Source organism: Rathayibacter sp. AY1A2 (assembly GCF_002930935.1).
Classification (GTDB): domain Bacteria; phylum Actinomycetota; class Actinomycetes; order Actinomycetales; family Microbacteriaceae; genus Rathayibacter.
Genome location: NZ_PSTP01000005.1, coordinates 197,355 through 208,701, shown reverse-complemented (window position 1 = coordinate 208,701; position 11,347 = coordinate 197,355). Strand labels below are relative to the sequence as shown.

Genomic DNA, 11,347 nt, shown 5'->3' with positions numbered 1-11,347 from the left:
CCGTAGGCCTGTCCCCGGAATCGTCGTCCGTCCTCGAGGACGAGGACGGCGGCCCCGACACGACCCAGAAGGGCTCCTAGTCCGTGCCAACGACACGCCTCAGCACCGAACCCACCGCCGTCCTCGTCCTCGAGGACGGACGACGATTCCGGGGACAGGCCTACGGCGCCCGAGGCCGCACCCTGGGCGAGATCGTCTTCGCCACCGGCATGACCGGCTACCAGGAGACGCTGACCGACCCGAGCTACGCCGGCCAGATCGTCGTGCAGACCGCGCCCCACATCGGCAACACCGGGACCAACGACGAGGACATGGAGTCGCGCCGCATCTGGGTCGCCGGCTACGTCGTCCGCGACCCCTCCCGCGTCGTCTCCAACTTCCGCGCGCAGCGCTCCCTCGGCGACGACCTGGAGACCGACGGCATCGTCGGGATCTCCGGCGTCGACACCCGGGCGATCACCCGCCACATCCGCTCGGCCGGCTCGATGCGCGCCGGCGTGTTCTCCGGCGAGGACCTCGCCCTCCCCGAGGAGGAGCAGCTCGCGCTGGTCCTCGGCGGCCGGCAGATGCAGGGGCTCAACCTCTCCTCCTCGGTCTCGACCGTCGAGCAGTACACGGTGCCCGCCCGCGGCGAGCGCGTCGGCTCGGTCGCGGTCATCGACCTGGGGGTGAAGACCTCGACGGTCGACTACCTCGCGGAGCGCGGCTTCGACGTCCACGTGCTGCCCGAGTCGGTGACCGCCGAGCAGGTGCTCGCGCTCGACCCGTCCGCGCTCTTCTTCTCCAACGGCCCCGGCGACCCCGAGGCCTCGGACCGCCACGTCGAGCTGCTGCGCACCACGCTGCGCGCCGACCTGCCGTTCTTCGGCATCTGCTTCGGCAACCAGCTGCTGGGGCGCGCTCTCGGCTTCGGCACCTACAAGCTCCCGTTCGGCCACCGCGGGATCAACCAGCCCGTGCTCGACAAGCTCACCGGCCGCGTGGAGATCACCTCGCAGAACCACGGGTTCGCCGTGGACGCGCCGATCGAGGGCGAGCTGGACTCGCCCGAGGGCTTCGGCCGCGTCGAGGTCAGCCACTACTCCCTCAACGACTCGGTCGTGGAGGGCCTGCGCTGCCTCGACATCCCCGCCTTCTCGGTGCAGTACCACCCGGAGGCGGCGGCCGGCCCGCACGACTCCAACCACCTCTTCGACCGCTTCCGCGAGATGGTCGTGCAGCGCACGGCCGGGCGCGGGGCCTCGGAGCCCACCGACATCCCCACGACCAGCAGCATCGGAGAGCAGAAGTAATGCCGCGCAGGGAAGACATCCAGAGCGTCCTGGTCATCGGCTCCGGCCCGATCGTCATCGGACAGGCCGTCGAGTTCGACTACTCCGGCACCCAGGCCTGCCGCGTGCTGCGCGCCGAGGGGGTGCGCGTGATCCTCGTCAACTCCAACCCGGCGACGATCATGACCGATCCCGACTTCGCCGACGCCACCTACGTGGAGCCGATCACGCCCAAGGCGATCGAGGCGATCATCGCCAAGGAGAAGCCGGATGCGATCCTGCCGACCCTCGGCGGGCAGACGGCCCTGAACGCGGCCATCCAGCTGCACGACCTCGGGATCCTCGAGAAGTACGGCGTCGAGCTCATCGGCGCGAGCTTCGAGGCGATCAACCGCGGCGAGGACCGCCAGATCTTCAAGCAGCTGGTGCTGGACGCGGGCGCCGACGTCGCGAAGTCCTACATCGCGCACACCGTCGACGAGGCGATCGAGTACGCCGAGGACCTGGGCTACCCCCTCGTCATCCGCCCGTCGTTCACCATGGGCGGCCTGGGCTCCGGCTTCGCCTACACCCGCGAGGAGCTGGTGCGGATGGTCGGCGACGGCCTGCACCAGAGCCCCACCACCGAGGTTCTCCTGGAGGAGTCGATCCTCGGCTGGAAGGAGTACGAGCTCGAGCTCATGCGCGACACGGCCGACAACACGGTCGTCGTCTGCTCGATCGAGAACGTCGACCCCGTCGGCGTGCACACGGGCGACTCGATCACCGTCGCACCGGCGCTGACCCTCACCGACCGCGAGTACCAGAAGCTGCGCGACATCGGCATCCGGATCATCCGCGACGTGGGCGTGGACACCGGCGGCTGCAACATCCAGTTCGCGATCGACCCGGCGGACGGCCGGATCATCGTGATCGAGATGAACCCGCGCGTCTCCCGCTCCTCCGCCCTCGCCTCCAAGGCGACCGGCTTCCCGATCGCCAAGATCGCCGCGAAGCTCGCCATCGGCTACCGCCTGGACGAGATCCCGAACGACATCACCAAGGTGACGCCGGCGAGCTTCGAGCCGACGCTGGACTACGTGGTCGTGAAGGTCCCGCGGTTCGCGTTCGAGAAGTTCCCGGCCGCCGACAAGACGCTGACCACGACCATGAAGTCGGTGGGCGAGGCGATGGCGATCGGCCGCAACTACGCGCAGGCGCTGCAGAAGGCGCTCCGCTCGCTCGAGAAGCGCGGCTCGTCGTTCCACTGGGGCGCGCAGGAGCGCTCGGTCGAGGAGCTCCTCGAGATCGCGAGGACCCCGACCGACGGCCGCATCGTCACCGTGCAGCAGGCGCTGCGCCTGGGAGCCACGGTCGAGCAGGCGTTCGAGTCCACGAAGATCGACCCCTGGTTCCTCGACCAGATCGTTCTGATCAACGAGATCGCCGACCTGGTGCACGAGCACGACGGCCTCGACGCCGGACTCCTCCGCCTGGCGAAGGACCACGGCTTCTCGGACGCGCAGATCGCCGAGCTCCGCGGTCTCGACGAGGCGGAGGTCCGCCGCACCCGCTACGCGCTGGACGTGCGCCCGGTCTACAAGACCGTCGACACCTGTGCGGGCGAGTTCCCGGCGCTCACGCCGTACCACTACTCCTCGTACGACGAGGAGACGGAGGTCGTCGCCGCCGACCGCCGCAAGGTCGTCATCCTGGGCTCCGGTCCCAACCGCATCGGCCAGGGGGTCGAGTTCGACTACTCCTGCGTGCACGCCTCGTTCGCGCTCTCGGACGCGGGCTTCGAGACGATCATGATCAACTGCAACCCCGAGACGGTCTCGACCGACTACGACACCTCGGACCGCCTCTACTTCGAGCCGCTGACTCTCGAGGACGTGCTCGAGGTCATCCACGCGGAGTCGCAGTCCGGCGAGCTCGTCGGCGTCGTCGTGCAGCTGGGCGGCCAGACGGCGCTCGGGCTCGCCGCGGGCCTCGAGGCGGCCGGCGTGCCCATCCTCGGCACCACCCCCGCGAACATCGACCTCGCGGAGGAGCGCGGCGCGTTCTCGCGGATCCTCGACGAGGCGGGGCTTCTCGCTCCGCGCAACGGCACCGCGACCGACCTCGACGGCGCCCGTGAGGTCGCGGTGGAGATCGGCTACCCGGTCCTCGTCCGTCCGTCGTTCGTCCTCGGCGGGCGCGGCATGGAGATCGTCTACGGCACGCCCCAGCTCGAGGACTACTTCGAGCGGATGGCCGGCGAGGGGATCATCGACGAGGCGCACCCGCTGCTGGTGGACCGCTTCCTGGACGACGCGATCGAGATCGACGTCGACGCGCTCTTCGACGGCGAGCAGCTCTACATCGGCGGCGTGATGGAGCACATCGAGGAGGCCGGCATCCACTCCGGCGACTCGGCGTGCACGCTCCCGCCGGTGACGCTCGGCCGCCGGCAGATCGACCAGGTGCGGGAGGCGACCCTCGCGATCGCGCAGGGCGTCGGCGTCCGGGGACTGCTGAACGTCCAGTTCGCGATCGGCCAGGGCGTGCTCTACGTGCTCGAGGCGAACCCCCGGGCCTCGCGCACCGTGCCGTTCGTGTCGAAGGCGCTGGGCATCCCGCTCGCGAAGGCCGCGTCGCGCCTGATGGTGGGCGAGACCATCGCCGCGCTGAAGGCCGAGGGCCTGCTGCCCGAGCGCGACGGCTCCGACGTCCCGATGGACTCTCCCATCGCGGTGAAGGAGGCGGTCCTGCCGTTCAAGCGCTTCCGCACCAAGGAGGGCCAGATCGTCGACTCGCTGCTCGGGCCCGAGATGCGCTCCACCGGCGAGGTCATGGGGATCGACCGCGACTTCCCGCGCGCCTTCGCGAAGAGCCAGGACGCCGCGTACGGCGGCATGCCGGCGAGCGGGACCGTCTTCATCTCGGTCGCCGACCGCGACAAGCGCTCGATCGTCCTGCCCGCGCTGCGCCTGCGCCAGCTCGGCTTCGACATCCTCGCGACCGAGGGCACGGCCGAGGTGCTGAACCGCAACGGGATCCAGGCCCGCGTGGTCCGCAAGTACAGCGAGACCGCCGAGGGCGACGCGCCCTCCATCGTCGAGCTGATCGCCCGCGACGAGGTCGACGTGGTGATCAACACGCCCAGCGGAGGAGCGACCCGCGCCGACGGCTACGAGATCCGCGCCGCCGCGGTCGCCGCGGACAAGCCGCTGTTCACCACGATCGCCCAGCTCGCGGCCGCGGTCGCCTCGCTCGACGCGGCGAACGAGCCCTTCGAGGTGACGAGCCTGCAGGACTACGCCCTGCGCCGCGCGGAGCGCACCGCGTGAGCGGCGGCGCGGCGGGCACCGCCTCCTTCGGCTCGCGCCTCGAGGCGGCGTTCGCCGCGCACGGCCGGCTCTGCGTCGGGATCGACCCGCACGCGTACCTGCTCGACGCGTGGGGCCTCGCCGACGACGCGGCCGGGCTCGAGAGCTTCGGCCGCACGGTCGTCGAGGCGGCGGCCGGCCGTGTAGGCGTCGTCAAGCCGCAGATCGCCTTCTTCGAGCGGCACGGCTCGGCGGGCTACGCCGCGCTCGAGCGCGTGCTCGCCGACGCCCGCGAGGCCGGACTGCTGGTGATCGCCGACGTCAAGCGCGGCGACATCGGCACGAGCGTCACCGCCTACGCCGAGGCGTGGCTCCGGCCCGGCTCGCCGCTCGAGGCGGACGCCATGACCGCCGCGGCCTACCAGGGGCTCGGCTCCCTCGAGGGGATGCTGACCCTCGCGGAGGAGGCGGGCAAGGGCGTGTTCGTCCTCGCAGCCACCTCCAACCCCGAGGCCCGTCCCGTGCAGCGCGCCCTCGTGCAGGACGGCGGCCGGGCGGGATACACCGTGGCACGCGCGGTCGTGGCGGACGTGGCATCCTGGAACGACGCTCACGCTCGCGCGTCGATCGGCTCGGTCGGCGTGGTGCTCGGCGCCACGGTCGCCCTGGGCGACTTCGGCATCGGCATCGACGAGCCGCTGCACCCCGCACTCCCGGTGCTCGCGCCCGGCTTCGGCCACCAGGGCGCGGCCGTCGCGGACGCGCAGCGGCTGTTCGGCGCGCTGAGCGCCGCCACCATCGTCAGCGAGTCGCGGAGCGTGCTCGGCGCCGGCCCCTCGGGGATCGCGGCCGAGATCACCCGCCGCGCGACCGACATCCAGGAGACCCTTGTCCGCTGAAACCGTCAGCCCCGATCCCGGCGCCTCCTCGCGCCCGGAGGCCGTGCGCCGTCCCTCGCCGCCCGAGGTCGACCGGCGCGCCGCCTCCGAGGCCGCGATCGCGGCGCGCCGTGCCCGCGCCGCCGTCAAGAAGGCCGTTGCCGCCGGACGCCGCCCCGCGACCGCCGTGCTCGCGGCGGCCCAGGCCGAGCCGCTCGGAGTCGAGGGGCGGATGCGCGTCAGCGAGCTGCTCCGCGCCGTGCCCGCACTCGGCGTGGTGAAGACGCCCCGGGTGATGGACCAGCTGCGGATCGCCGAGTCGAAGCGCCTCGGCGGGCTCGGCCGGCGCCAGGTCGAGGGCCTGTCGTCGTTCCTGGAGGAGCGGGAGTCGCGGCAGCGCCGCCCCGGCCGCAACCGCCTGCTCGTCCTCGCCGGTCCGACCGCGGTCGGCAAGGGCACCGTGTCGACCTACATCCGCGAGAACTACCCGGACGTCCTGCTCTCGGTCTCGGCCACCACCCGGGCCCCGCGTCCGGGCGAGGTGGACGGCGTCAGCTACTACTTCGTCGACGACGCCGAGTTCGACCGGATGGTCGCGGCGGGGGAGTTCCTCGAGTACGCCGTCGTCCACAACGCTCACCGCTACGGCACGCCCCGCGGCCCCATCGACGCCGCGCTGGAGCAGGGCCGGCAGGTGATGCTCGAGATCGACATCCAGGGTGCCCGCCAGGTGCGCGAGCGGATGCCGGACGCGCGGCTGGTCTTCCTCCTGCCGCCGAGCTGGGACGAGCTGGTCCGCCGCCTGGTCGGCCGCGGCACCGAGAGCGCGGAGGAGCAGGAGCGCCGTCTGGCCACCGCGAAGGTGGAGCTGGCCGCGCAGGACGAGTTCGATTTCGCCGTCGTCAACAGCACCGTGCCCGAAGCGGCCCGCGAGGTCGTAGAATTGATATCGCCTCGTGCCGACGGTGCGCCCGCTGACCCGGGCCGCTGAGACCGGGCCACCGACCACCTCCGGGCCGACGCCCCGGGTCCCACCGGGCACACGCCCCTCGGAGCCCGCGCGCCGTGTTGCTCCGGAGCCGCAGATCGGCGCTGATGCGCCTGCAAGGAGACACCCATGGCCAACAACCTCGGCATCATCGACCCGCCCATCGACGAGCTCCTCTCGAAGGTCGACTCCAAGTACGCGCTGGTGATCTTCGCCTCCAAGCGCGCCCGCCAGATCAACGACTACTACGCCGACCTCCACGAGGGCAGCCTGTTCGACAACGTCGGCCCGCTGGTCGACTCCACCATCGACGACAAGCCCCTCTCGGTCGCACTGCACGAGATCAACGAGGACAAGCTCGTCGCCAAGCCCCTCGCCGAGTAGTCCCCTCCGGGTGGGCTCCTCTCTCGAGGCCGGCCGACGGCTCAACGTCGTCGTCGGCATCACCGGCGGCATCGCCGCGTACAAGGCCGTCGGAGTCGTCCGCGCGCTGGTCCTCGCGGAGCACGACGTGCACGTCGTCGCGACCGAGGCCGCGCTGCGCTTCGTCGGCAAGCCCACCCTCGAGGCCATCTCGCGGAACCCGGTGCACACCGAGCTCTACGAGGGCGTCGCCGAGGTCCGGCACGTGGCCATCGGCCAGGCCGCCGACCTCATCGTGATCGCGCCCGCGACGGCGCACACGCTCGCCAAGCTCGCCGCCGGCCTCGCCGACGACCTGCTCGGCAACACGGTGCTCGCGAGCACCGCCCCGCTCGTGGTCGCCCCCGCGATGCACACCGAGATGTGGGCGAACGCCGCCACCGTCGCGAACACGGCGGTGCTCCGCTCCCGCGGCGTGCACGTCGTCGGCCCCGCGGTCGGCCGCCTCACCGGCGCCGACTCGGGCCCCGGCCGCATGGAGGAGCCCGAGACGATCGTGGCGGAGGCCCTCGCCGTCCATGCCCGCTCCGCCTCCGCCCGCCGCGACCTCGCGGGCGTGCGCGTCCTCGTGACCGCCGGCGGAACCCGCGAGCCCCTCGACCCGGTGCGCTTCGTCGGCAACCGCTCCAGCGGCAGGCAGGGCGTCGCGCTCGCGCTGGCCGCTGCGGCCCGGGGCGCGGAGGTCACCCTCCTCGCCGCGAACCTCGACGTGCCGGCGCCGGAGGGCGTCACGGTCCTCCCGGTGGGCACCGCGCTCGAGCTGCGCGAGGCCGCCCTCGCCGCGGCCACCGGCGCGGACGTCGTGATCATGGCCGCGGCCGTCGCCGACTACCGGCCCGCCGCGGTCGCCGACGCGAAGATCAAGAAGGAGCAGCAGGGCGACCGTCTCGTCCTCGAGCTCGTCAAGAACCCGGACGTCCTCGCCGAGATCTCCGCCTCCCGGCGGGAGGGGCAGATCGTCGTCGGCTTCGCCGCGGAGACCGAGCCGGACCGGGACGCGATGCTCGCGCTCGGCCGCGCCAAGATCGCCCGCAAGGGCTGCGACCTGCTCGTCCTCAACAGGGTGGGCTGGGCCGAGGGCTTCCAGAGCGACAGCAACGCCGTCGTGGTCCTCGATCGGGCCGGCGATATAGTTGGCGAGGCCTCGGGCAGCAAGGCGGAGGTGGCCGATCGCGTCCTCGACGCGGTCGTGCGCTAGCCCCGCCGGTCCGCCCGCCCAGGCGCCGATCGCCTGCCGCCCGGCATCGCGCCCGCCAGGCCACTCCCGGTACGAACGACCCCGGTCCGCACGAGCCGGGACGAGAAGAGAAGCATGACCTCCGGTCCCCTCCGCCTGTTCACCTCCGAGTCCGTCACCGAGGGCCACCCGGACAAGATCTGCGACCAGATCTCGGACCGCATCCTCGACGCCCTGCTCCGCGAGGACCCGCACAGCCGGGTCGCCGTCGAGACGCTGGTCACGACGGGGCTCGTGCACGTCGCGGGCGAGGTCTCCACGAGCGGCTACGTCGAGATCCCCAAGATCGTGCGCGACACGATCGTCGAGATCGGCTACGACTCCTCGGAGAAGGGCTTCGACGGCCGCTCCTGCGGCGTCTCGGTCTCGATCGGCCAGCAGTCGCCCGAGATCGCGGCGGGCGTCGACACGGCGCTCGAGGTCCGCTCCTCCGAGGCGGGCGAGGACGCCTTCGACCGCCAGGGCGCGGGCGACCAGGGCCTGATGTTCGGCTTCGCGACCGACGAGACCCCCGAATACATGCCGTTGCCGAGCTGGCTCTCGCACCGCCTCGCCGAGCGCCTGGCCGCCGTCCGCAAGTCGGGCGAGCTCGACTACCTCCGACCCGACGGCAAGACCCAGGTCACCATCGGCTACGACGGCACGACGCCGTCCACCATCGACACCGTCGTCCTGTCCACCCAGCACGCCGAGCACGTCAGCACCGAGACGATCCACGCGGACATCGCGGCGCACGTCATCCGCCCCGTCCTCGAGACGGTCGACCTCGACTCCTCCGCCGTGCGCCTGCTGATCAACCCGACGGGCCGCTTCGAGATCGGCGGCCCTCAGGGCGACGCCGGGCTCACCGGCCGCAAGATCATCGTCGACACCTACGGCGGAGCGTCCCGCCACGGCGGCGGCGCGTTCTCGGGCAAGGACCCGTCGAAGGTGGACCGCTCGGCCGCCTACGCCATGCGGTGGGTCGCCAAGAACGCGGTCGCCGCGGGGCTCGCCTCGCGGCTGGAGGTGCAGGTCGCCTACGCCATCGGCAAGGCGGCCCCGGTCGGCCTCTACGTCGAGACCTTCGGCACCGGCACCGTCTCCGACGAGACGATCACCGAGGCGATCCGCTCGGTCTTCGACCTGCGCCCGGCCGCGATCATCCACGCACTCGACCTGCTCCGCCCGATCTACGCGCAGACCGCGGCCTACGGCCACTTCGGCCGGGAGCTCCCCGACTTCACCTGGGAGCACCTCGACCGGGTCGACGACCTGCGCTCCGCCGCGGGCCTCTCGTAGCGGGCGCGGCGGCGATGGCGACGAGCGGAGCCGTCGCGCGCGTGCTCCTGGACTCGCCCCTCCCGCAGCTCGACCGGCTCCTGGACTACGCGGTGCCGGAGGCGCTGCGCGGCGAGGTGGTCCCCGGCGTGCGCGTGCGGGTGCCGTTGCGGACCGGAGGCCGGATCGCCGACGCGTTCGTCGTCGAGACGGGGGAGGGGACCGAGCACGCCGGAGCGCTCAGCGGCATCGAGGAGCTGGTCTCGCCGCTCGTCGTGCTGACCCCGGAGGTCTGGGCCCTCGCCCGCCGGGTGGCCGACCGCGCCTCCGGAGGCGCGAGCGACGTGCTGCGCCTGGCCGTGCCGCGCCGCCACGTCCGCGTCGAGAAGGCGCGACTCGCCGCGGGTCCCGCTCCTGCGGCGCCCGCGGTCGAGGCGGGCGGCGTGACGGGCTACCCCGACGCCTCCTTCGTTGGACTCGCCGAGGGGGCCCGGCTGGCGGTCGGCGCCGTGCCGGCTCCGGTGAGGCTCGACTCGGGCGCGTGGGTCGGCGGCTGGGCCGTCACGCTCGCCGAGCTCGCCCGGGACACGCTCGCCGCGGGCCGCGACGCGATCCTGGCCGTCCCCGACTACCGCGACCAGGAGCAGCTGGAGCTCGCTCTCGCCGCCCTCGTCCCCGCGGAGGCGGTGGTGCGCCTCGATGCGCGGCAGAAGGGCGCCGAGCGCTACTCCGCCTTCGTCCGCTGCCTCGATCCCGGGCCGCGGGTCGTCGTCGGCAACCGCTCCGTCCTCTACGCGCCCTCCTCCGCCCTCGGCCTGATCGCGCTCTGGGACGACGGCGATCCGCTCTTCGCCGAGCCGCTCGCGCCCTACGCGCACGCGCGCGACGTCGCCCTGGTGCGGCAGGAGCAGAGCGGCGCCGGCCTCGTCCTGCTCGGCAACACGCGCACGGTCGAGGTCGAGCGGCTCGTCGAGATCGGCTTCGCGACCGAGGTGGAGCCGCGGCCGAGCCGCCGCCCGCACGTCGTGCCGACCGCCCAGCAGTGGGCGGCCGACGAGCACGACGCGGCAGCGCGCATCCCCTCCTCCGCCTGGCGGGAGGCGCGGAAGGCCCTCGACTCCGGTCCCGTGCTGGTCCAGGTCGCGCGCCCCGGCTACGCGCCGGTGGTCGCCTGCGCCCGCTGCCGGACCGTCGCACGCTGCAACCGCTGCCAGGGTCCGCTCGGCGTGCACTCCGAGGGCGGGCGGCCGAGCTGCGGCTGGTGCGGCCTGATCGCGGCCGACTGGACCTGCTCCGTCTGCCAGGCGACGGCTCTGCGCCTCGTCTCCCTCGGCGCGGGCCGCACCGCGGAGGAGCTCGGACGCGCCTTCCCGGGTGCCAAGGTGATCGTCGCCGACGGGCAGCGCCCCGTGCTCACCCTCCCCGACGAGCCCGCGCTCGTCGTGGCCACGCGCGGGGCGGAGCCGCGGGCCGACGGCGGCTACCACGCCGTCCTGCTGCTGGACGGCGAGCGGATGCTGGCCCGCGAGAGCCTGCGGGTCGCCGACGACGCGCTTCGCACCTGGTCGAACGCCGCGGCGCTGGCCCGCCCGGGCGCGCCGGTCCTCCTGGTCGGGGTCGGCGGTCGGCTCGCGACCGCCCTGGCGACCTGGCGGCAGGCGGAGTACCTCCGGGCCGAGCTCCAGGAGCGGCGCGCTCTGCGCTTCCCGCCCGCGGTGCGCCTGGCCACGGTGAGCGGCGACGCGCACGCGGTGGAGGAGGCGCTCGACGCGCTCGACGAGGACGACCGGCACGAGGTCCTCGGTCCTGTCGGGCTCGAGGACGGCTCCGTCCGGGCGATCGTCCGGTTCGACTACGCTCGCGGTGCGGATGTGGCCGCGCGCCTCCGCTCCGCCGTGATCCGCAACGCCACGCGCCGTCGTCGCCCGCCGACCACGCCCGGCCGCTTCCGGCCGGCCCCCCGGCTCCGGGTCCGTCTCGACGACCCCGACATCCTCTGA

8 protein-coding genes are annotated in these 11,347 nt (G+C 73.1%); all 8 read left to right on the top strand.

Annotation, left to right across the window (positions count from 1 at the left end; genetic code table 11):
- Positions 1 to 83 precede the first annotated feature (83 nt).
- Positions 84 to 1,292 carry a glutamine-hydrolyzing carbamoyl-phosphate synthase small subunit gene (carA, locus tag C5B93_RS07400; RefSeq protein ID WP_104292133.1) on the top strand — a complete coding sequence of 403 codons (1,209 nt, stop codon included), beginning with the start codon at positions 84 to 86 and terminating at the stop codon, positions 1,290 to 1,292.
- A complete protein-coding gene (carB, locus tag C5B93_RS07395; protein ID WP_104237508.1) occupies positions 1,292 to 4,582 on the top strand; it encodes a carbamoyl-phosphate synthase large subunit in 3,291 nt (1,096 codons plus the stop codon). The genes carA and carB overlap by 1 nt, the downstream gene beginning before the upstream one ends.
- Positions 4,579 to 5,460, top strand: coding sequence for an orotidine-5'-phosphate decarboxylase (gene pyrF / locus C5B93_RS07390; protein ID WP_104232667.1), 882 nt, complete (start codon positions 4,579 to 4,581; stop codon positions 5,458 to 5,460). Before carB ends, pyrF begins: the two co-directional genes overlap by 4 nt.
- A gap of 43 nt (positions 5,461 to 5,503) precedes the next feature.
- A complete protein-coding gene (gmk, locus tag C5B93_RS07385; RefSeq protein ID WP_181068354.1) occupies positions 5,504 to 6,430 on the top strand; it encodes a guanylate kinase in 927 nt (308 codons plus the stop codon).
- A 126-nt stretch (positions 6,431 to 6,556) separates the two neighbouring features.
- Complete coding sequence (gene rpoZ / locus C5B93_RS07380; protein ID WP_104221835.1) at positions 6,557 to 6,811, top strand: DNA-directed RNA polymerase subunit omega; 255 nt, start codon at positions 6,557 to 6,559, stop codon at positions 6,809 to 6,811.
- 10 nt (positions 6,812 to 6,821) lie between these two features.
- The gene (gene coaBC / locus C5B93_RS07375; protein WP_104292131.1) at positions 6,822 to 8,048 is read left to right on the top strand and encodes a bifunctional phosphopantothenoylcysteine decarboxylase/phosphopantothenate--cysteine ligase CoaBC; all 1,227 of its coding nucleotides are present in this window, start codon (positions 6,822 to 6,824) and stop codon (positions 8,046 to 8,048) included.
- A gap of 114 nt (positions 8,049 to 8,162) precedes the next feature.
- Positions 8,163 to 9,368 (top strand): methionine adenosyltransferase, encoded by a 1,206-nt coding sequence (gene metK / locus C5B93_RS07370; RefSeq protein ID WP_104292130.1) that lies wholly within the window; start codon positions 8,163 to 8,165, stop codon positions 9,366 to 9,368.
- 14 nt (positions 9,369 to 9,382) lie between these two features.
- Positions 9,383 to 11,347, top strand: coding sequence for a hypothetical protein (locus C5B93_RS07365; protein WP_104232664.1), 1,965 nt, complete (start codon positions 9,383 to 9,385; stop codon positions 11,345 to 11,347).

Excerpts from the sequence above, each read along its gene's own strand:
- carB (WP_104237508.1), top strand. The coding sequence starts at position 1,292 with ATGCCGCGCAGGGAAGACATCCAGAGCGTCCTGGTCATCGGCTCCGGC.
- rpoZ (WP_104221835.1), top strand. The coding sequence starts at position 6,557 with ATGGCCAACAACCTCGGCATCATCGACCCGCCCATCGACGAGCTCCTC.
- metK (WP_104292130.1), top strand. The coding sequence starts at position 8,163 with ATGACCTCCGGTCCCCTCCGCCTGTTCACCTCCGAGTCCGTCACCGAG.
- C5B93_RS07365 (WP_104232664.1), top strand. The coding sequence starts at position 9,383 with ATGGCGACGAGCGGAGCCGTCGCGCGCGTGCTCCTGGACTCGCCCCTC.